The 20,934-nt window shown below is 60.4% G+C and carries 22 protein-coding genes and 1 riboswitch; of the genes, 11 read left to right on the forward strand and 11 right to left on the reverse strand.

What is annotated here, in order from left to right:
- Positions 1-5 precede the first annotated feature (5 nt).
- From gor to ACR0KX_RS05580, 6 genes are all read left to right on the forward strand, one after another.
- Positions 6-1,364 carry a glutathione-disulfide reductase gene (gene gor, locus ACR0KX_RS05555; RefSeq protein WP_170621593.1) on the forward strand — a complete coding sequence of 453 codons (1,359 nt, stop codon included), beginning with the start codon at positions 6-8 and terminating at the stop codon, positions 1,362-1,364.
- Positions 1,365-1,436: 72 nt separating this feature from the next.
- Entirely contained in the window at positions 1,437-2,579 is a 1,143-nt protein-coding gene (hflK, locus tag ACR0KX_RS05560; protein ID WP_170517826.1) for an FtsH protease activity modulator HflK, read from the forward strand.
- On the forward strand, positions 2,579-3,475 hold the full coding sequence (gene hflC, locus ACR0KX_RS05565) for a protease modulator HflC (protein ID WP_170517829.1): 897 nt from the start codon (positions 2,579-2,581) through the stop codon (positions 3,473-3,475). The genes hflK and hflC overlap by 1 nt, the downstream gene beginning before the upstream one ends.
- Complete coding sequence (locus ACR0KX_RS05570) at positions 3,475-3,669, forward strand: DUF2065 domain-containing protein (RefSeq protein WP_170330952.1); 195 nt, start codon at positions 3,475-3,477, stop codon at positions 3,667-3,669. The genes hflC and ACR0KX_RS05570 overlap by 1 nt, the downstream gene beginning before the upstream one ends.
- Before the next feature lie 132 nt (positions 3,670-3,801).
- A complete protein-coding gene (locus tag ACR0KX_RS05575) occupies positions 3,802-5,298 on the forward strand; it encodes a Do family serine endopeptidase (RefSeq protein ID WP_480581682.1) in 1,497 nt (498 codons plus the stop codon).
- 146 nt (positions 5,299-5,444) lie between these two features.
- Positions 5,445-6,446 carry a DMT family transporter gene (locus ACR0KX_RS05580; RefSeq protein ID WP_170451497.1) on the forward strand — a complete coding sequence of 334 codons (1,002 nt, stop codon included), beginning with the start codon at positions 5,445-5,447 and terminating at the stop codon, positions 6,444-6,446.
- 191 nt (positions 6,447-6,637) lie between these two features.
- On the opposite strand, the gene ACR0KX_RS05585 is transcribed toward ACR0KX_RS05580, so the two are convergent.
- The 5 genes from ACR0KX_RS05585 to ACR0KX_RS05605 form a co-directional block, all read right to left on the reverse strand.
- Positions 6,638-7,306, reverse strand: a complete 669-nt coding sequence (locus ACR0KX_RS05585; protein WP_170451495.1) for a Crp/Fnr family transcriptional regulator — start codon at positions 7,304-7,306, stop codon at positions 6,638-6,640.
- A gap of 136 nt (positions 7,307-7,442) precedes the next feature.
- Positions 7,443-8,048, reverse strand: a complete 606-nt coding sequence (locus ACR0KX_RS05590) for an inner membrane-spanning protein YciB (protein WP_480708018.1) — start codon at positions 8,046-8,048, stop codon at positions 7,443-7,445.
- 16 nt (positions 8,049-8,064) lie between these two features.
- The gene (locus tag ACR0KX_RS05595; RefSeq protein ID WP_170451491.1) at positions 8,065-8,967 is read right to left on the reverse strand and encodes a DMT family transporter; all 903 of its coding nucleotides are present in this window, start codon (positions 8,965-8,967) and stop codon (positions 8,065-8,067) included.
- An 87-nt stretch (positions 8,968-9,054) separates the two neighbouring features.
- Positions 9,055-10,194, reverse strand: coding sequence for a signal recognition particle-docking protein FtsY (gene ftsY / locus ACR0KX_RS05600; protein ID WP_170621596.1), 1,140 nt, complete (start codon positions 10,192-10,194; stop codon positions 9,055-9,057).
- A gap of 58 nt (positions 10,195-10,252) precedes the next feature.
- Positions 10,253-10,888 (reverse strand): lysoplasmalogenase, encoded by a 636-nt coding sequence (locus ACR0KX_RS05605; protein WP_170621597.1) that lies wholly within the window; start codon positions 10,886-10,888, stop codon positions 10,253-10,255.
- A 131-nt stretch (positions 10,889-11,019) separates the two neighbouring features.
- Here ACR0KX_RS05605 and ACR0KX_RS05610 point away from each other — a divergent pair, with 131 nt between their 5' ends.
- Positions 11,020-11,415, forward strand: coding sequence for a hypothetical protein (locus ACR0KX_RS05610; RefSeq protein ID WP_170621598.1), 396 nt, complete (start codon positions 11,020-11,022; stop codon positions 11,413-11,415).
- Positions 11,416-11,417: 2 nt separating this feature from the next.
- Here ACR0KX_RS05610 and ACR0KX_RS05615 read toward each other — a convergent pair whose 3' ends face one another.
- Together ACR0KX_RS05615 and xseA are read right to left on the reverse strand one after the other, a co-directional pair.
- Entirely contained in the window at positions 11,418-12,059 is a 642-nt protein-coding gene (locus ACR0KX_RS05615; protein WP_480708021.1) for a glutathione S-transferase family protein, read from the reverse strand.
- Positions 12,060-12,062: 3 nt separating this feature from the next.
- Complete coding sequence (gene xseA, locus ACR0KX_RS05620) at positions 12,063-13,547, reverse strand: exodeoxyribonuclease VII large subunit (protein ID WP_170621600.1); 1,485 nt, start codon at positions 13,545-13,547, stop codon at positions 12,063-12,065.
- Between the two features lie 76 nt (positions 13,548-13,623).
- Between xseA and purD the strand changes: the two genes are divergently transcribed.
- A complete protein-coding gene (gene purD, locus ACR0KX_RS05625; protein WP_170621601.1) occupies positions 13,624-14,886 on the forward strand; it encodes a phosphoribosylamine--glycine ligase in 1,263 nt (420 codons plus the stop codon).
- A 92-nt stretch (positions 14,887-14,978) separates the two neighbouring features.
- Here purD and ACR0KX_RS05630 read toward each other — a convergent pair whose 3' ends face one another.
- Both ACR0KX_RS05630 and ACR0KX_RS05635 read right to left on the reverse strand, forming a co-directional pair.
- Positions 14,979-15,743: an FG-GAP repeat domain-containing protein gene (locus tag ACR0KX_RS05630; RefSeq protein WP_480708023.1), complete on the reverse strand. Its 765-nt coding sequence runs from the start codon at positions 15,741-15,743 to the stop codon at positions 14,979-14,981.
- Positions 15,743-16,066, reverse strand: a complete 324-nt coding sequence (locus tag ACR0KX_RS05635) for a 2Fe-2S iron-sulfur cluster-binding protein (protein WP_039534845.1) — start codon at positions 16,064-16,066, stop codon at positions 15,743-15,745. Before ACR0KX_RS05635 ends, ACR0KX_RS05630 begins: the two co-directional genes overlap by 1 nt.
- Positions 16,067-16,193: 127 nt before the next feature.
- Between ACR0KX_RS05635 and ACR0KX_RS05640 the strand changes: the two genes are divergently transcribed.
- Together ACR0KX_RS05640 and ACR0KX_RS05645 are read left to right on the forward strand one after the other, a co-directional pair.
- Positions 16,194-16,559 (forward strand): OB-fold nucleic acid binding domain-containing protein, encoded by a 366-nt coding sequence (locus tag ACR0KX_RS05640; protein ID WP_170621602.1) that lies wholly within the window; start codon positions 16,194-16,196, stop codon positions 16,557-16,559.
- Positions 16,560-16,643: 84 nt separating this feature from the next.
- Positions 16,644-17,672 carry a VOC family protein gene (locus ACR0KX_RS05645; RefSeq protein ID WP_170621603.1) on the forward strand — a complete coding sequence of 343 codons (1,029 nt, stop codon included), beginning with the start codon at positions 16,644-16,646 and terminating at the stop codon, positions 17,670-17,672.
- A 31-nt stretch (positions 17,673-17,703) separates the two neighbouring features.
- Here ACR0KX_RS05645 and ACR0KX_RS05650 read toward each other — a convergent pair whose 3' ends face one another.
- A complete protein-coding gene (locus tag ACR0KX_RS05650) occupies positions 17,704-18,393 on the reverse strand; it encodes a glutathione S-transferase N-terminal domain-containing protein (protein ID WP_480708025.1) in 690 nt (229 codons plus the stop codon).
- A gap of 23 nt (positions 18,394-18,416) precedes the next feature.
- The gene (locus ACR0KX_RS05655; protein ID WP_170621605.1) at positions 18,417-19,238 is read right to left on the reverse strand and encodes a DUF726 domain-containing protein; all 822 of its coding nucleotides are present in this window, start codon (positions 19,236-19,238) and stop codon (positions 18,417-18,419) included.
- Between the two features lie 247 nt (positions 19,239-19,485).
- Positions 19,486-19,563: riboswitch (SAM riboswitch) on the forward strand.
- A 65-nt stretch (positions 19,564-19,628) separates the two neighbouring features.
- On the opposite strand from ACR0KX_RS05655, the gene metZ reads away from it, so the two are divergent.
- Positions 19,629-20,819, forward strand: coding sequence for an O-succinylhomoserine sulfhydrylase (metZ, locus tag ACR0KX_RS05660; protein ID WP_170621606.1), 1,191 nt, complete (start codon positions 19,629-19,631; stop codon positions 20,817-20,819).
- Positions 20,820-20,934: the final 115 nt, after the last annotated feature.

The raw sequence follows: 20,934 nt of genomic DNA on the forward strand, positions 1-20,934 counted from the left end.
CCAGCATGAGCTTTGACTATGATCTGTTCGTCATCGGAGGCGGCTCGGGCGGGGTTCGCGCGGCGCGCGTCGCCGCTGGCGAAAACGGAGCCAAAGTGGCACTGGCGGAAGAGGATCGCTATGGCGGCACCTGTGTGATCCGGGGCTGTGTGCCGAAGAAACTGATGGTGTTTGCCAGCGAGTTTTCGGGCATGGTCGGCGATGCGCAAGCCTATGGCTGGGACATTCAGCCCGGCGCGCTGAACTGGAACACGTTCCACGACAAGCTGGTGGCCGAACTGGATCGTCTGGAAGGCATCTACCGCAATATCCTGAAGAACAACGGCGTTGAAAGCTTTGATCAGCGCGCCCGTGTCGTTGATCCGCATACCGTCGAACTGGCTGATGGCACTCGCAAGACCGCCAAGCACATCCTGATTGCCACTGGCGGTCGCCCGGTTGTACCGGACTTTCCGGGCTCGGATCTGGCGATTACTTCGAACGAGATTTTCCACCTGGAGAAGCTGCCCGAAAGCATCCTGATCGTCGGGGGCGGCTATATCGCCAGCGAGTTTGCGGGGATTATGAACGGGATGGGTGTAAAGACCACTCAGTTCTATCGCGGGGCACAAATCCTGCGCGGCTTCGATGAAGAGGCACGCGGGCTGATCTGTGAAGAGATGCGCCAGAACGGCATCGATGTGCGTCTGGGCACCAACGTGCTTGAGATGGCCAAAGAAGGCGAGAAGATCCGCGTCAAAGCCACGGATGGCACCGAGGATCAGTTCGACGTGGTCATGTATGCCACGGGCCGTGCGCCCAATGCCGACAATCTGGGTCTTGAAGAGGTCGGGATCGAGCGCGGCCGCAAGGGCGAGATCATCGTGGATGAATACAGCCAGACGGGTGTACCTTCGATCTACGCCATCGGTGACGTGACCGACCGTGTGAACCTGACCCCGGTTGCGATCCGCGAAGGCATGGCCTTTGTCGAAACCGTGTTCAAAGGCAACCCAACGCCTGTGGATCACGAGTTGATCCCGACCGCGATCTTCACCCAGCCGGAATTCGGCACCGTGGGCCTCAGCGAAGAAGATGCGGCAGCGCAGGAGCCGATTGAGGTCTATGCGACCTCGTTCAAACCGATGCAAAAGGCGTTTGCCGGAGGAACGCAGCGGGTTCTGATGAAGCTGCTTGTCAGTCAGGCGACGCGAAAGGTGCTGGGATGTCATATCGTTGCGCCGGGCGCGGGTGAGATGATCCAGCTGGCAGGCATTGCCGTAAAGATGGGCGCAACCAAGGAAGATTTCGACCGTACAGTCGCGGTTCATCCCGTGATGGCCGAAGAACTGGTGACAATGCGGCAACCTGTGCGCACTGCTTGATTTGCAAGCGCGCGCACACAAGTTACAAGAGACCCCGTGATCACACGGGCCTAAACGAAGGAATTGATACATATGGCGGGCAACAGCGGTGGCCCCTGGGGGGGCGGAGGCTCCTCGGGCGGCGGAGGAAATCGGGGAAATAACGGGGACGGGCGCAAGCCCCCCGAAGGCGACGGCCCGCAGATCCCCGAGATCGATGAGCTGATGAAAAAAGGCCAGGAACAGCTGCGCGTCCTGATGGGCGGTCGCGGCGGTGGCCGTGGCGGCAATGGTCAGGGTTCGGGCGGCGGTGGCCCGATCTTTACCAAAGGCACTGTAATAATCGGTGGCTTGGTGGCGATTGGCCTTTGGGCGGCTGCAAGTTTCTACACGGTTAAGCCGGAAGAACAGTCTGTTGAGCTGTTTCTGGGCGAATTCTCTGCTGTGGGTAATCCGGGTCTGAACTTTGCGCCGTGGCCATTCGTGACGGCCGAGGTACTTCCGGTTACCCGTGAACAGACGGAAGACATGGGCGGCGCGCGCGGCAGCGATGATGGTCTCATGCTGACCGGTGACGAAAATGTGGTCGATATTGACTATCAGGTCGTATGGAACATCACCGAACCGGACAAATTCCTGTTCAACCTGCGTGATCCGCGTCAGACGATCCGCGCCGTGTCGGAATCGGCGATGCGCGAAATCATTGCACAAAGCGAGCTGGCACCGATCCTGAACCGGGATCGTGGCATTATCGCGGATCGCCTTCAGGAATTGATCCAATCCACAATGGATAGTTACGATTCTGGTATCAACATCGTACGCGTGAACTTTGACAAGGCCGACCCGCCGCAGGACGTGATCGCCGCTTTCCGCGACGTTCAGGCCGCTGCGCAGGAACGTGACCGGCTGCAGAACGTCGCCGACGCCTATGCCAACCGTGTTCTGGCGGAAGCCCGTGGTGAAGCCGCGCAGGTTTTGGAAGAGGCCGAAGCCTATCGCGCCCAGCAGATCAACAGCGCGCAAGGTGAGGCGAGCCGTTTCAGCGCGGTTCTCGAAGAATACACCAAAGCGCCTGATGTGACCCGCAAACGCCTGTATCTGGAACGGATGGAGCAGGTTCTGGGTGATGTCGACAAGATCATCCTCGACGAGAACTCGACCGGTCAAGGGCAGGGCGTTGTGCCATATCTGCCGCTGAACGAACTGCGTCGCACCCCAGCCGCGGAGAGCAACTGATGCGTAAGTCACCCATTATCCTGATCATCGTTGCAATTCTGGCCGTTGCCGGGTTGTCCTCGATCTTCATCGTGGACGAGCGTGAACGTGCGCTGGTTCTGCAATTCGGTCGCGTTGTCGCCGTGAAAGAAGAGCCCGGTCTGGCGTTCAAAATCCCGCTGATCCAGGAAGTCGTTCGGTACGACGACCGGATTCTGTCGATTGACGTTCAGCCACTGGAAGTCACCCCGCTGGATGACCGTCGTCTGGTGGTTGACGCATTCGCGCGTTACCGGATCTCCGATCTTGAACAGTTCCGTCAGGCCGTTGGTGTTGGCGGTGTGCCGGTCGCCGAAGATCGTCTGGACCGCATCCTGCGCGCCGAAACGCGGGAAGTTCTGGGTTCTGTATCCTCGCGGGATATCCTCAGTTCCGACCGTGCGGCCCTGATGCTGCGCATCCGCAACAGCGCAATTGCCGAAGCGCGGGCGCTGGGCGTCAACGTGATCGATGTGCGCCTGAAAGCGACCGACCTGCCGCAAGCCAACCTCGAAGCCACCTTCGACCGGATGAAGGCAGAACGCGAACGTGAAGCAACCGACGAACGCGCACGTGGTAACGAAGCCGCGCAGCGGGTTCGCGCGCAAGCTGACCGGACCGTGGTGGAACTGGTGTCTGACGCCAACCGTGAGGCCGAGATCATTCGCGGTGAGGCCGACGCCGAACGCAACGCGATCTTCGCCGAAGCCTATGGCGCGGACCCGGAGTTCTTTGAATTCTACCGCTCGCTGACAGCTTACGAGAATGCTCTGCAAGGCAGCAACAGTTCGTTGATCCTGAGCCCGGACTCGGAGTTCTTCAACTATCTTGCCTCGCCAACGGGGCGGCGGCCGGCGGCTGCTGCGGTCGCTGAGTAATGGGTATGATCCTTCTGGCCTTCGGGCTGGTTCTGATTGTCGAGGGGCTGGCCTATGCGCTGGCCCCTTCACTTATTGAGCGGATGCTCGAGGCGCTTCGATCATTGCCGGAACAGGCACGACGACTTGCAGGGCTTTTATGTGTTGTCAGCGGTCTGGTCCTGCTTTGGGGCGCGTATCAGGTCGGGTTTTAACCCATCTGTTTCACTTGGTGGTGATTTCCCCGCGATCCTGAGTTGCGAGTGGGAACAAACCGACTACATTGGATGCCAAGAAGGGTCTGCCTGCGGGCGGACAACAAGGATTTGACGACAAGGAGTTCCCAAGTGCAGGCACAAGCACGCAGTATTTCCGTCCGGCGGGACGATGGTGTTGGTTTCATGCGGCTGATGTGGCTGGCATTTGCGGGGATGATCCTGATCGCGGCGCAAACCGTTGCCGCCTATGCGCGCGGGGAAAGCCTTGCACCGCTGGCGGAGCAGATCAGCCCGGCGGTAGTGAACATCACCACATCCACGCTGATCGAAGGCCAGACCGGACCGCAGGGTATCGTGCCCGAAGGATCCCCGTTCGAGGATTTCTTTCGCGAGTTTCAGGACCGAAACGGGGACGACGACGATGACAATCGCCCCCGTCGCAGCAATGCGCTGGGGTCGGGGTTTGTGATCTCCGAGGACGGTTACATCGTGACCAACAATCACGTCATTGCCGAAGCGGACGAGATTCTGGTCGAGTTCTTCCCGGGCGACGGTCAGCCCAAGAAAGAACTGCCCGCCAAGGTGATCGGAACGGATGAGAAAACCGATATCGCGCTGCTCAAGGTCGAGGCCACGGGGCCGCTGCAATATGTGCAGTTCGGTGACAGCGACATTGCGCGTGTCGGCGATTGGGTGATCGCCATGGGCAACCCGCTGGGGCAGGGCTTTTCGGTCTCTGCCGGGATTGTCTCGGCCCGGAACCGGGCGCTGAGCGGGTCGTATGACGACTACATCCAGACGGATGCGGCGATCAACCGGGGCAACTCGGGCGGGCCGTTGTTCAACATGAATGGCGAGGTGATCGGCGTGAACACCGCGATCCTGTCGCCCAATGGCGGCTCGATCGGCATCGGGTTCTCGATGGCCTCGAACGTGGTTGTGAAGGTGGTCGACCAGCTGCGCGAGTTCGGTGAAACCCGTCGTGGCTGGCTGGGTGTGCGCATTCAGGACGTGACCGAGGACATGGCCGAGGCGATGGGTCTGGAAAAACCCGGTGGCGCGCTGATCAGCGATGTGCCGGATGGTCCGGCCAAGGATGCGGGGCTGAAAGCGGGCGACGTGATCCTCAGCTTTGACGGGGTCGAGGTCGAGGATACCCGTGGTCTGGTGCGTCAGGTCGGCGAAACCACGGTGGGCAAATCCGTCCGCGTTGTGGTCAGCCGCGATGGTGCCACGCAGACCATTCTGGTCACTCTGGGCCGCCGTGAAGATGCCGAGCGTGCCGAGAACGGGGAAGAGGATACCCCGGACGCGCCGGCCGACGAAAACACCGACATTCTGGGCCTCACAATCTCGCCGCTCAGCGACACGCTGCGCGAGGATCTGGGGCTGGACGCGGATGCCGAAGGGCTGGTGGTGTCGGATGTGGACGAAGCATCCGAGGCCTATGCCAAGGGCCTGCGCGCTGGTGATCTGATCACCGAAGCCGGTCAGCAGAAGGTTGTGACGGTCGAGGACCTTGAGGCGCGCATGGAAGAAGCCCGGACTGCGGGGCGCAAATCCTTGCTGCTGCTGGTCCGTCGCGGCGGTGACCCACGCTTTGTGGCGCTGAGTCTGGAAGAATAAAGGACCGGGCGCGGGAACGCGTCGTCAGGACATGAAAAGAGGCTCCGATCCGGGGCCTCTTTTTCTTTTGGAACGGCGGGGAATTGCGACCATCCATTATGTCGCAAACGGAAGTGACCTGACCCAAGGCCCGTGTTACTGGCCGGATGAAAGGGTATCCCGTGGCAGAACATCAGAAATTACAAAACCCTACCGTCGGCATCGCCTTCATCCTGTTCGGCATGTTGGCGATTTCGTTCAACGATATGATGATCAAGTTCCTGTCGGGCGGTTACCCTCTGCATCAGATGGTTTTCGCCCGGTCCTTTATCGGGATCGGCTTCAGTCTGGCTCTGGTTCAGTTGGAAGGCGGCTGGCGCATTCTGAAAACGGATCAACCCGGTCTGCACCTGCTACGGGCCATATTCATCGTGATCGCGAACCTCACTTTTTTCAGCGCCCTGGCCGTCATGCCATTGGCCGAGGCCACGGCTGTTTTCTTCGTGGCGCCATTGATGATCACGTTGCTGAGCATTCCGCTGCTGGGCGAAAAGGTCGGGCCGTTGCGCATCGGCGCGGTTTTGGTGGGGTTTGCCGGTGTGATCATCATGACGCGCCCGTGGGAAAGCGGGGCCGAGCGCTCAGTCAGCCTGTGGGTTTACGCACTGCCCGTGGCGGCGGCGTTCACCTATGCGCTGAACAACGTGATGACGCGGTTTCTGGGCGCGAAATCCAAGGCGTCTGCAATGGCGGTCTATGTCCAGTCCGCGTTCATCGCCATCAGCATCCTGTTCTGGGCCGTGGCCGGGGATGGGCGTTTTGCAGAGGGGCTGGAGAACGAAAGCCTTGTGTTTCTTCTGCGGGCCTGGGTCTGGCCCGAGGGGCGAGACGTCTGGCTTTTTGCGGGCCTCGGTCTGAATTCTGCCATCATCGGCTATTGTTTGGGGCAGGCGTATCGCATGGCCGACGCGGCCACTGTAGCGCCGTTCGAATATGTGGGGCTGCCTTTGGCGATCTTTTGGGGCTGGGCGATCTGGGGTGAATGGCCCGATCTGCCGGTCGTATGGGGGATCGTTTTGATTCTGGGATCCGGCCTGTTTGTGTTCCTTCGGGAAAAGCAAAAGAACCGAAAGGTGCTGCGCGGCAAGCGCGTGAACCGCCGGTACTGACACGTAAACCCGCCGTGCCACCCCCTTGAAGGTAAATGAGCCATATGCCGGGACAGCATATGGCTCAGGTACAGGGAGAGGTCAGTGGACAGATATCGGGGATGATTCTCTGACCTCCTACGGTAACAAGATCACGCTAGCTTGAACCTGGGTTCTGTTCTGTGAACCAGTTCACACGGGCGCATCTGTCGTCAGATCAAATCCGATTCGGCCAGCTCGCGCAGGGCTTCGAAATCCTGAATTTGCAGACCGCCACGGGAGGCCTCGACCACGTTGTCGCGTTTCCAGGTCGAGATGGTCTTGGACACGGCTTCGCGCGTTGCACCGACAAACTCGGCCAGTTCGCTTTGCGACAAGGTGATGCGTTCGTTGGGGTTGTCCTGCAGGTTGGACAGGTGCAGCAGCTTGCGGGCCAGTCGGATCGGCATCGGCAGAAAGACCTGCTCGTTCAATTGCGATCCCATCCAGCGCATGCGCAGACCGGCCAGACGCACCATATCAACGGCCAGATCGGGGTGTTGGCGGAGTTGGTTCATGACATCGCGCCGCCTAACGCGCAGAACGCGTGTGGGCTCGGCCGCGGCAACCGTTGCGGTGCGCGGGCCGCTGTCGAACAGGGCAATCTCACCAAAGACTTCGCCCGGGCGCATCAGGGTCAGCGACAGCTTGCGGCCGCTCATGGCGAGAAACGACACCTCAAGCGTCCCTTCGATGATCGCATAAAGCGCATCGCCTTCATCCCCTTGTTCAAACAAGGTTTCGTCCTGGTCCAGGGATATTTCGGAGGCAAGCGCCGAGAGCATATCTCGTAGCTCGTCTGAGGCTTCGGACAAAAAGCCACTATTGGGAAAGGCCGTCATGCGGGCGGTGAACTCCGGCTGTGAATGGTGAGTGGTGCCTTAACCTTTCACAGCTTGCCCGCTAAGCCAAGGTTTTTTGTATGGATTTGCTCTCTTTACGGTTGAACCCGACGGTATGTTCCACGGTGCGAACCGTTTATTGGCGGTCGGGGTCGTCCATGTAGTTTTGCAACAGGCTGAACTGCAGCATCAGGAACGCCATCAGGGCAATCGGAAAGCCGAAGGTTTCGATCTTGACCCACAGGTCGGTGGACATGGTCCGCCAGACAATTTCATTGGCGACAGCCAGCACAGCAAAACAGGCACACAGACGGCGCGTCAGGATCATCCAGCCTTCGTGTTTCATCGGCAGCATCTCGTCCAACACATAGGCCAGATAGGATTTCCCCTGCAGCAGTCCGATGCCCAGAATCGTCGAGAAAACGCCATAGACCAGCGTGGTTTTCATTTTGAAAAACCGCTCATCATTGAACCAGGCGGTCAGCCCGCCGAAAAAGATGACCATGAAGGCGGTGAAAATCTGCAATCGGCTGAGTTTCCCGGTCAGGAACCAAAGGATGCCCATCGCGCCCAGCATCAGCGGCACGAAGATGATGGTGGCGATAATGAACCCCGAATACTCGGTGCCGCCGATCAGGAAGCTGTCATCGCGCAGGCGCAGGTAGATGAAGAAGAAGGCCAGCGGGGGCCCAAGCTCCAGCACCTGTTTCAGAAACGGGTTGATGTCTTTTTTGCCTGTCATCATGTCTTCCTGCTGCTTACCCGCCCATTTCAACTATTACGGCGCCCAATGCAATCAATGCCATCAGGGCAATGCGTCTGGGGCCAACGGTTTCTTTCAGAACCAGCCAGCCGATCAGGGCGGCGAATACGGTGGAAGTTTCACGCAAGACGGCGGCCTCGCCCACCTTGTCCAGCCGCGTGGCCAGCATGATGGACCCAAAAGACAACGGCGCGATGATGCCGCCCGCAAGCCCGCGCAGCATCAGGGGCCCGATAGCCGGACGGTTGATCATGGCGCGCCATCTGAGGAAGGCGTAGATCGGCATCGCGGCCCCGTCGATCATGAAGAACCACGCGAGGAAAGTGAACGGGTCCGCAGTGGCGCGGATGCCATAGGCGTCATAGGTGGTATAAAGCGCCACGAACAACCCGGTAGCCACGGCCAGCGCCAGCGCGATGCCAAGCGTTTCCCGGTTGGTCTCAAGAAAGCGCAGGTTGTAGATCGCGAGGCCGAATATCCCGGCCAGAAGGACCGCCACGCCCAGCCACTGGGTACCTGTGAAAGTTTCCCCGAACAGCAGATAGGCTCCGATCACGGTGAACAGCGGGCCGGTGCCCCGGACGACAGGGTAGACGACCGTATAGGAGCCTTTGGTATAGGCCATGGCTTGAAGCGTTTTGTAGGCGATGTGGATCAGCCAGACGACCCCAAAGATGGGCCACATATAGGGTTCAGGCCATGGTACGACGAAGAAGGCGAAGGGGGCGGCCATCAGGCAATAGCAAGCGTCGATGGCCCCCCGCGACAGCCACGGGTCGTGGCGGCCTTTTTGAAGTGCGCCGAACGCGGCGTGCAGGAAGGCAGCCATCAGCGCCAGCCCAAGGGCAAGCTGGTGGCCCGCTTCGGTGCCTTCGAGTGAGATTAGCCAGTCGCTCAAGTATCAGATCTTTGTGCTGGGTGGAGAGGCTGGGGGCTGTCTGCCCCCAGACCCCCGAAGATATTTGTAGCCAGATGAAGAATCGGATCAGCTTTGGTCGAGGCCGGTGAGGGCGGCGGCGAATTCTTCGGGGTCGAAGGGGGCGAGGTCGTCGATTTGTTCTCCGACGCCGATGGCGTGGATGGGCAGGCCGAACTTGTCTGCCAGCGCGACAAGCACGCCGCCCTTGGCGGTGCCGTCGAGCTTGGTCATCACCAGGCCGGAAACGTCAGCCAGATTGCGGAAGGTTTCCACCTGACTGAGTGCATTTTGGCCCGTGGTCGCGTCCAGCACCAGCAGGGTATTGTGCGGGGCAGTATCGTCGACCTTGCGGATGACGCGCACGATTTTGGCCAGTTCCTCCATCAGGTCAGCGCGGTTTTGCAGGCGGCCCGCCGTGTCGATCATCAGCAGGTCTGCACCGTCTTCTTGTGCTTTGGTCAGCGCGTCGAAGGCGAGGCTGGCGGGGTCGGACCCTTCCGGGGCGGTCAGAACTGGGACGCCTGCGCGTTCCCCCCAGACTTGCAATTGTTCGACGGCGGCGGCGCGGAACGTGTCTCCGGCGGCGATGACGACTTTTTTGCCTGCGGATTTGAACTGGCTGGCAAGCTTGCCGATGGTTGTGGTTTTGCCCGAGCCGTTGACGCCGACGACCAGAACCACCTGCGGGCGTTTGGGGTAGATGGGCAGCGGGCGGGCAACGGGTTCCATCACGCGGGCGACTTCCTGCGCCAGCAACTGCTTGATTTCGCGGGCCGAGAGTTTGCGGCCAAAGCGCCCCTCGGCAATATTGGCAGTGACACGCAGGGCGGTGTCGACGCCCATGTCAGAGGCGATCAGCAGTTCTTCGAGCTGTTCCAGCATGTCGTCATCCAGCGTGCGGCGGATTTCGGTTTTGCTTTCAGAGCGACTGAACAGACGACCCAGAAGCCCCTTGTTTTCAGGGACTTCGGGCGGCGTAGGCGCCGGGGTTGGGTCTGCGGGGGCAGGCTCGGGCACCTCGACAGGCTCGGTGGTCGGTACGGGCGTAGGAATCTCCGGCACCGGCTGCGGTTTGGGCTCGGGCTGTGGGATCACCGGATCAGCGGCGGTTTCCTCACCGCCGTCTTCGACAATGGCGTCCAGCCCCTGTTCAAGGCGTGAAGAGGATTTGAACAGCTTGTCCTTCAGCTTTGAAAAAAACGCCATTTTCGATCTCCGCAGGTGTTCCCCCCACCTAATGCGGATTTACCCGAGTTGCAAAGGGTCAGGTAAAGGCAATCAGCAGCCCGGCCTGCGCCACCCAATAGAGCGGCCAGATCGCATAGGGTGTGAGTTTCAGGGCCGGGTGGTTTGGGGGCAGAAGGAACTTTTCGGTCGCCAGAACCAGATCCGAGGCAATGAAGGCCAGCGCGGCCGGAAGGGCCCAGACCAGCATGCCGGTGGGTTGCAGGGACAGGACCGATACTCCCATGCCGAGAATGATGGGGATATAGATCAGAACGGGGACCTTCAGCTCTCCGGCGCGGGGCGGGAGGATTGTAATGACGACGACACCCAGAAGGATCAGCGACCAGAATATCCCCGGTCGATCAAGGATGAGGCCGGCTGCGCTGGCAGGATGAGACAGGAACAGGGCAATATAGGCGATGTGGCCTGCCGCAAATGCGCCGATGCCTGCCATGAAGGTTGCCTCGGACTCGCGTGAGAGCAAGGCGTCCCCGACGGCGCAGAGCGCAAGCGCGAAGATCAGCAGCATCGCGCCGCCTTCAAGCGCAGCGATCACGGCCAGCAACGCGACCGAGGCGGTTTTGAGCACCGTTCGCGCAGCACCTGCCGGGCGCGGTGCCAGGGGAAGATAGGCCAGCGCACATGCCGCTGCGATCCAGAACAGGACGGTCATGTCGTATCCTCTCGGTTGTTTTGGGCCTACTGTCCTTCCTGATCTGCAGCCCAGGCAACAGGTGACGTAGAGGCAGGCGAAACCGGGCAATGCGATTAGCCTTGGCTGCCGGTATCTGACACTATGGTCGCATGGTGAGGTATCTTGCGATTCTACTGGCCCTCTCGGCCCAAGCCGTTGGCGCGCAAACAGCGCTTTCCGGCGCGGAGTTCGATGAGTATACGCGCGGAAAAACCCTGTTTTATGGTTTCCAAGGGAAGGTTTATGGGGTTGAGCAGTATCTGCCCGATCGGCGTGTCATCTGGTCGTTTCTGGACGGGCAGTGCAAGAAAGGCGTCTGGTATCAGCGTGAGGAACAGATCTGTTTTGTCTACGAAGACAGGCTGGATCCGCAATGCTGGGTGTTCAAACGGTCCGGCGGTGGCCTGATCGCGCGGCCAGACGGCGATCCTCAGGCAACCGAGCTGTATGGGATCGAGGATCTGGGCCAGGACATGGTGTGCCTTGGTCCCGAGGTCGGGGTCTGATCCTAGTTTACGCGAAGGTCGTCGTAGCTGATCATGACGTGTTCCTGATACGCAGGTCGCTGGCTCAGCCTGTCAAAGTAACGTTGTAGATTTGGTAAAGGTGCCCTTGGGATGTCGATATCATAATATCGGTACAGGATGTGACCCAACTGGATGTCGGCCAAAGTCAGGTCAGCTCCGGCAATGAAGGCCCTTCCTACAAGCTGCGTGTCCGCAATTTCAAGTTTTCTTTCAAGGGCTTTTACGGCGGAGTTGATGGATTTTTCATCCTGCTCTGACTTGGCCGTTCGCACAACCTGCCAGAACACGGGAACGGTGAAGGCCATCGCAATGTTGATCTTGGCCCATTCGGCCCATTTGTCGACCTCGGCCCGATGAGCCGAGTCTTTGGGCCAAAAGGTGTCGGGCCCGTAGCGGTCGGCGAGATAGCGCAGGATTGCTCCGGTCTCCCAAAGGGGTGGGTTGGGGCCGTCCTGTATCACGGGGATGGTGCGGTTTTGGTTCAGGTTCGCGAAGTCCGGCGTGTCCAGACCGCCGAAACGATGACCGACATCTTGTCGTTCATAATCCAGGCCCAGTTCTTCGACGCACCACATCAGAGCCTGCACATTGGATGACGTTTTGCGGCCCCAGATCGTCAGCATGGCTTAGAACAGCGAGCCCTGATCCGGGGTATCCGCTTTGGCCTTTTTGGCAGGGGTTTTACCGGCCCCTCCGGTCGTCAGGCGACCATCGGCGAATTCGATCTCAAGAGCCGGGTGCTTGGCGGCCTGCGATTTGGTGGTGACCACATCGCCTTCGGCCCGGACAACCGCATAGCCGCGCGCCAGAGTGGCCTTGTAGCTGAGCGTTTCGCGCAACCGATCCGTGGCGTCCAGTTGCTGACGCAGGCGATCCAGCCGGGTATTTTGGGCTGCGTTCAGACGTTCGGCCAGTCGGGCGGTGGCCTGCCGCTGTTGGTCGATCTCGCGCTGAATGGGGCGCAGGGACAGGCGAGAGGACAGGTTGCGCAGGCTTTCCTGACGTGAGGAAACGACGTTGCGCAAGGTCGAGGGGCGCAGATGGGCGGACATTTCGACCAGTTGCAGGCGGCGGTTCTGAACACCTCGGTTCAAAGCAGGTGTCAGGCGTTCCGCAATCAGATCAAGGCGTTGCCGGGGGGAGTTCAACAAACTGTCCGGGCGCGGCAAGGCGCGGGCAACATCGCGCAAACGCTGGGCGCGGCGCTGGACCGCATCGCTGGCGGCGCGGGACAGACGTGCGCCTTGCTCGTTGGTCCAGGCCAGAAGTTCCATCCGTACGGGCACGGCCAGTTCGGCGGCTGCAGTTGGCGTGGGCGCGCGGCGGTCCGAGACGAAATCGATCAGCGTTGTGTCCGTCTCGTGGCCCACGGCTGAGATCAGCGGTATGTCCGAGGCCGCCGCCGCGCGGGCCACGCTTTCTTCGTTGAACCCCCACAGGTCTTCGATCGAGCCACCACCGCGTGCGACAATGATCAGATCGGGACGGGGCAGCGCGCCTCCGGGTGTGAGCGCGTTGAAACCTTCGATGGCGCGCGTGACCTCGGGGGCGCAGTTGGCGCCTTGCACAGCGACCGGCCAGATCAGAACCTTGCGGGGAAACCGATCCCGCAGGCGATGCAGAATGTCCCGGATTACCGCACCGGAGGGGGAGGTCACAACGCCGATGATTTGCGGCAGATAGGGCAGCGGCTTTTTGCGTTCAGGGGCAAACAGCCCTTCGGCTTCCAGCTGCTTCTTGCGCTTTTCCAGCAGCGCCATCAGCGCGCCTTGGCCTGCGACCGCGACCTCATCGACATTCATGTTGTATTTGGACTGTGCACCAAAGGCGGTCAGGCGACCGGTGACAACGACCTCCAACCCTTCTTCCGGAACCACCGACAAGCCCGAGATCTGGCCTTTCCATGTCGTACAGGCCAGCACGTTCCGGTCGTCTTTGATGTCATAGTACAGGTGACCCGAGCGCGCCTTGAACACCCGTCCGACCTCACCCCGAACACGGATTCGCCCAAACGATCCTTCGAGCGTGCGCTTCACCTCGCCGGATATCTCGGAAACCGAATATTCAGGGGTGTTTTGGCCAGGAATGGGGTCGTCTAGCAGGTCGGACATTTCAGCGCCTTGTGTCAAATGCCCGGCCAGCTTAGAACGCCGCGCAGGCGAGGCCAAGCAGATCGGAGACGACCCCATGAACATCCTTATTCTCGGCAGCGGCGGGCGCGAGCACAGCCTGGCCTGGGCGGTGATGCAGAACCCCAAATGCGACCGTCTGATTGTTGCGCCGGGCAATGCCGGGATCGCTCAGATCGCCGAATGCGCGTCTTTGGATATCGAAAATGGCGGCGCGGTGGTCAATTTCGCCGAAGCCAACGCGATCGATTTCGTGATCGTCGGCCCCGAAGCGCCTTTGGCCGCAGGCGTGGCGGATCGGCTGCGTGAGGCAGGCGTGCTGGTCTTTGGCCCGTCAGCCGAGGCGGCGCGGCTGGAAGCTTCGAAAAGCTTTACCAAAGAGATTTGCGATGCCTCTGGCGCACCAACGGCGGCTTATGCGCGTTTTACCGAGGCGGAACCGGCCAAAGCCTATATCCGCGAGCAGGGCGCACCGATTGTCGTCAAGGCTGACGGCCTGGCGGCGGGCAAGGGCGTGATTGTGGCGATGGACGAGCAGGCGGCTCTGGAGGCTATCGACGACATGTTCGGCGGTGCGTTCGGTGGTGCAGGGGCCGAAGTGGTCATCGAAGAGTTCATGGATGGTGAAGAAGCGTCATTGTTCGTGCTGTGTGACGGTGAAAACATTCTGTCTGTCGGGACCGCGCAGGACCACAAGCGGGTTGGCGAAGGGGACACCGGGCTGAATACTGGCGGAATGGGGGCGTACTCTCCTGCACCGGTTCTCAGCGCCGAGGTCGAGGCCCGCGCTATGGACGAGATCATTCGTCCCACCATGGCCGAGATGAAACGCCGGGGCGCTCCGTTTCAGGGGGTGCTCTATGCCGGTCTGATGATCAAGGACGGGCAACCGCGTCTGGTGGAATACAACGTCCGGTTCGGCGATCCCGAGTGTCAGGTTCTGATGATGCGTCTGGGCGCGCAGGCGATGGACCTGATGCATGCAGCAGCCGAGGGGCGGTTGGATGAGACCCGCGTCAACTGGGCGGATGATCATGCGATGACCGTGGTCATGGCCGCGAAAGGCTATCCCGGGGCGTATGAGAAAGGGTCGGTTATCAAAGACTTGGATGGTCTGCCTGAAGACAGCAGCAATATGGTGTTCCATGCGGGCACCAAGGCGGTTGAGGGGCAGGTGCAGGCCTCTGGCGGACGGGTGCTGAACGTCACGGCGCGCGGTGAGACACTGCAAGAGGCGCGGGATCGGGCCTATGCGATGGTGGATGGGGTTGACTGGCCCGAGGGGTTTTTCCGCCGCGATATCGGGTGGCGGGCTCTGTGATCTGATTGCCGGGCTGCGCCCGTCTCAATTTTCTGGGCGAGGGGCCAGCCCCTCGCGCTCCCCGAGATATTTTTGGCCAGATGAAAAACGGATCAGCATTCCAGGGCTTGGACGAGGCTTTCGGGGCCGGCGAATGGGCCGATATCGGTTTGGGTCCAATCGTTTTGGTAAGTGATACTGATGATCCGGGTCCAATCGGCGCTGGCAACGATGAGTTCCGGACCGTTGGCGCAGGTGCGCAGGCCGCCTGAGATGAAATCCTCTCCGATCTTGTGGTTGGTCAGGCCGGGGAGCGAGGCGATTTCGGTCAGAGCATCGTCTTGGTAGCGCCAGATGCGCAGGGTTTTGGCAAGGTGAGGGCGGTCGATATAGGCAATCTCGATATGGCCGTCGCCGTCCAGATCAGCCGCTGCGATGGGGGCGAGCCAGCGGAAGCGTGTACCGATATGCGGTGTCGCGGCAATCTGTTCCCCGCGTGCGTCATAGACCGCGAGCTGTGCCCCGGTGTTGGCCTGGCTTTCGACGACAATGGCTTCGGGTGAGCCGTCTTTGGTGACGTCCACCAGCCGCGGCGCGAGGTCTTCGAAAACGCGATCTTGCGGTAAACGTATCGTCGATATTGAAGGGCTGGCGCTTGTGTTAGCGGTCTGGATGGTGAGCTCCAGCGCGCCATATTCGATAGTGTCGCCCAGAACGCCATGCGGATAACGAGTGGTGGGTTCTGTGAATCGGGCAGAGGCTATGGTGTCGGCGGTTACGATGGGTGCCCCCGCCAGCCACATGCATAAGGCCGTCAGCGCGCCGCGAGCCCATCCTTGCCACAGGCGGACGGGCAGGCGCGGCGCTTTGGGATGCATCAGATCTGCTTTTCCGGCATCTGCACGACCAGACCGTCCAGCGCATCGGTGACCTTGATCTGGCAGGTCAGGCGCGAGCGGGCGGGGTCGGGTTCATAGGCGAAGTCCAGCATATCCTCTTCCATGTCATCCTTGGCGGGGATTTTCTCGACCCAGTCGGGGTGGATATAGACATGGCAGGTAGAACAGGCACATGCGCCGCCGCAATCGGCCTCGATGCCGGGGATATTGTTGTCACGGGCCCCTTCCATGACGGTCAGTCCGTTGGCGACCTCGACTGTATGTTCGGTACCGCCATGCTCGACATAGGTGATCTTTGCCATTGCGTGCGTCTTCCTTTTGCGATGTTCGAATTCTTCCTTAGTGAAGGCATTTAGGTCTTTCCAGTACCATTTGCGACTCGTGACGCCGTGTCTGGACTTTCCGTGCGTATGTTCTATTTTTGTTCTTATGCTTGTTCGCCCCGTGGTTTCAAAGCGGGACTGGCCGCGCCCGCCGTCCTGTTTGCCGTCAGATCAGTTGACCGCACCGCCCGAGGGCGCGCGTGTGGCCGTGGCCGGGCTGGTGATCCTGAGGCAGAGGCCGGGGACCGCCAAGGGGGTGATCTTCGTCACGCTCGAAGACGAGACGGGTATCGTGAACGTGGTGGTCTGGCGCAAGGTTTACGAACAGTTTCGCCGCGCGGTGATATCGGGTCGGTTGCTGCGGGTTACGGGGCGGATGCAGCGGGCGCATTCGGTGACCCATGTGATCGCGGAAGAGATCGAGGATATTTCGGGGATGTTGGATGTGCTGGTGCGGGGCGAGGGACAATAAAGCAATCTGCGTATAGTGCGACCTCTGGAAAGCCCGAATTTCCGGTCATAGCTCGGGTAGGTACCGAAACGGGAAGAGGGCGCTATGGCACACGGGCATTTTCTATGGACCGACCTGTCTACCTACGACATGCAGGCGGCCAGAGCCGATTACAGCGACGTCTTCAGCTGGTCTTTCGGCGGCGATGGCGCCTACGACTTTGCCAGCATCAGCGGGCAGCAGGTCGCGGCCATCTTCCCGATGCCCGAGCGGTTGGCGCAGATGAACATGCCGTCTTTCTGGATGTCCTATATCCATGTCGATGATCTGGATGCGAAGGTCGAACAGGCACGTCGGCACGAAGGGGTTATCATCGAAGTGGAACCTCAGCCGTTCAGCGATGAGGCGCGCATCGCTCTGGTCCGGGATCCATCAGGCGCGGGTTTCACAATGTATGAAAGGCCGGAGATCACCTCTGCAACGTCGGGGCCCGGCGCAGTTGTGGCCCGATTTCATCATGTCCCGGACATCGCCCTGATCGAACCGTTTTACGCGGATCTCTTCAACTGGCGCTTTGAGAAAAGCGTGGAAACCCCGTGGCCCCGATACGATATTCGCCACCCTGACGGCACTGTGGTTGCGCAGGCCGAAGAGGTGCCCGAGGCCATCCGGGGCAAGTTTCGGTATTGGATGCCATGTTTCGGCGTGAGATCGGTGGACGACACCGTTCAGCGCATCAAAGCGCGGGGCGGGTGCCATCACAATGACTTGCCGGACGAGCGTATATTGGTCTCGGACCGGCAGGGTGCCCATTTCATGATCCAGCCCGCGTTTGGTGACTCGGTCGATGTTACCCAGGGGCTAAACTCCGATGTCACGCGAAAGACCCACGTGTTGGCGTGGAAATCGCTGATCGCGGTGACATGCGTTTGGCTTGCCGTGTTTTTGGATTTGCAGGTTTTCTGGGGTCTCCTGTTTCTGATCTGGACCTGGCTTGCCCTCAGAACCGGGCGGGCCGATTTTGTTGAGCCGATCGACCGCGCAACACGGCCCGGGGTGTTCTGGTTGATCACCGGGACGTGGATTGTTCTCAGCATATGGGTGATATTGGCTGCGGTCGCGGGCGTTATCTGATCCTTTGGTTAAGACGGAAGGTTAAAACGGCTCACCGCTTGAACAATACCCCCTGCGATTGCTTGTCGCGATGATCGCCGCGCAATTCGGCATGTAGCGCACGACCGGCCTGAACGCCGGGGCGGGCGCTGACCGTTTCAAGCCAGCGTGCAAAATGGGGTTTGTCGTCCAGCACCTGTTGCTGCCCTTCCCACAGGCTCGCCCAGCCCCAGATTGACATGTCCGCGATCGAGTAGAAATCGCCCGCGACAAACTCATTCTCGGCCAGTCGGCGGTCGAGAACGCCGTAAAGCCGGCCGACCTCGGCGCGGTAGCGGTCTTTGGGGTAGGGCAGGTCCTGTGGTGGGTCCAGTTGCGGGGCGTATCTCAGAAAGTGATGCGCTTGCCCCGCCATGGGGCCGACGCCACCCATCTGCCACATCAGCCATTCCTCGACCGCGATCCGGTCACGCTCGGTTTCGCCGTAAAAACGCCCGGTCTTGCGGGCCAGATACATCAGGATCGCGCCGCTTTCGAACACGGAAACGGGCGCGCCGCCGGGGCCGTCGGGATCGACAATCGCAGGCATGCGGTTGTTGGGTGCGATCTTCAGAAACGCGGGGTCGAACTGGTCGCCTTTGCCGATGTTGATCAGGTGAGTCGTATAGGGCAGTCCCATCTCTTCCAGCGCGATGGACACTTTCCAGCCATTCGGCGTGGGCCAGAAATACAGATCGATCATGATGTCTCCTCAGGTTGAGGAAATCATGAGGTTTTCTGCGCAAACGGCAAGAGGGCTTGCGGGCGGGGCACCGGAAAAAGCCGTGACCAGCGGCGGTTCGGCTGGTCGGGCACACCGCGCCGCAATGCGGTCAGGCTCAGGCGCTTGGGGTCGCGCAGCAAAGCGTTGTAGGTACGCAGAACGCCGTGCCGAGTATAGCTGGACCAGTGACAAATACGCCGCTGCGGTGCCGCGAGGGGGAAGGCCAGCGTGGACAAGTGATCCACGGTCGCAGGGCAGTCGATCTGTAGCGTGACGGCATTGGGTGCGCTCAGACCGGCCCCGATGCTGCGATCACCCGGTGCAGGCGGCTGGATCAGCGTTTCGTAGAGGAAGTCGAACAGGTCGTTTTCGCGGCTGGTGATGTTGATGAATTCCGCCTGACGCCCTGCGGGGGTTTGCAAGGCTTCAACGGCGCGCGATTGGTAGACGGCCCCGGTCAGCGAGACAATTCGGTTCAGCGCCCCCGGCTGAATGTGATGCAGCGCTTCCAACGCCAGTTCTGTGCCCAAGGAGTGCCCGATGAAGTGGATGGGGCGGTCGGGGTTCAGCCTGTGCATCTGTTGAATGACATCGGCCAGAACGCGCCCGGCTTCGACCGCGCGTCGCCGCGCTGTCCACAGCGGGCCGCGCGCGTCCCAGCCGAAGGCGATGGCCAGCCCTTCATCCCGGAACCCTGCGCCAAAGCCCAGATGTTGCGGCCAGCTGGGGCTGTACCACGGCATTGCTTTGGGGCGCAGCGACAGCATGTGAAGGTGCGGGCAGGCGTTCGGGTCATCGGGCCGGTATTTGTAGCCATGGGTCATGATGATGACCGGGCAGCTGGTGTGACGCGTTTGGCGCAAGACCCCAGTTATGGGTCGGGGGCTGCCGTGCAACCGGGCGTGTCCGTCGACAGCATTGATCCTGATTACTGGCATTGGCTCTGCCTCATACAAGATGTTGTGGTGCTGCTTTGTCATGACGCTATGACGCTTCGATGAATGAACGATTACAGAACCGTGACGTTGCCCCGGTCGGGGTTGACGAATTCGCGACTGCGGCGTAAGGGCAACAGCATCACGTGGCGATTTGTTACCGGATTGCGGGCCACGCTAAACAACACCGCTAAAAGGTCAGGATGAAAGGCCCCTTTCGCTTGACCGCGTCTGGGGTTTTTTTGATGCGCCTTGGGGATCGAGGCCGAAAGGAATGACATGAGCGAGAGCTGGAACAAACGCACCCAAGCCGTCCATGGCGGCATCCGTCGCAGTCAGTATAATGAGGTCAGCGAGGCGATTTTTCTGACCCAGGGCTTCGTCTATGACACCGCCGAACAGGCCGAGGGCCGGTTCCTGGAATGTGGCCCGGACGAGTTCATCTATGCGCGTTACGGCAACCCGACCGTCTCGATCTTTGAGCAGCGCATTGCGGCGCTGGAAGGGGCCGAGGACGCGTTTGCCACCGCCTCGGGCATGGCGGCGGTCAATGGCGCGCTGACCTCGATGCTGAAGGCCGGGGATCATATCGTTTCGGCCAAAGCTCTGTTCGGATCCTGTTTGTACATCGTCGAAAACATCCTGACGCGTTTTGGCGTCGAGGTGAGCTTTGTGGACGGCACCGATCTGGACCAGTGGAAGGCCGCAATCCGGCCTGAAACCAAGGCGGTGTTCTTCGAATCCATGTCGAACCCGACACTGGAAGTGATCGATATCGAGGCCGTGGCCCAACTGGCCCATGCGGTGGGTGCTCTGGTTGTGGTGGACCACGTGTTTTCGACGCCTGTGTTCTCGCGCGCGATCGATCAGGGCGCGGATGTTGTGATCTACTCGGCCACCAAGCACATCGACGGGCAGGGGCGCGCGCTGGGCGGTGTCATTCTTGGCACGAAGGACTTCATTCGCGGCACGGTCGAGCCGTATATGAAGCACACCGGCGGCGCGCTGAGCCCGTTCAGCGCCTGGATCATGCTGAAAGGTCTGGAAACCATGGCGCTGCGGGTCAACGCGCAGGCCGCGTCCGCGCAGCAGATTGCCGAGGCGCTGGAAGGGCACCCGGCCTTGGACCGGACCCTGTACCCCGGACTGAAGACTCATGCGCAGAACGATCTGGTGCAGCGGCAGTTGGGTGGCAAGGGTGGTACTGTCCTGTCGCTGGACATCAAGGGGGGCAAGGATGCGGCGTTTGCGTTCCTGAACGCGATGACGATCCCTGTGATTTCGAACAATCTGGGTGACGCCAAGTCCATCGCGACCCATCCGGCCACAACCACGCATCAACGTCTGAGCGATGAACAGAAGGATGAGTTGGGCATCACACCCGGTCTGATCCGCCTTTCGGTTGGGCTTGAGGATGCAGGCGATCTTCTGGCCGATATTCAGAACGCGCTGAAAGCCTCGCAAGGTTAACAAGGCGCTGCCGGGGGCCTGTCAGCCCCCGGATTTACTCTGCTGAATGGTTGTCAGCTACATTCGCGGGCGGTTTTTGACTGAAAATGCCGCAAATGCGTCACTCATTTCGATC

It is taken from the genome of Ruegeria sp. BG5 (assembly GCF_056538425.1).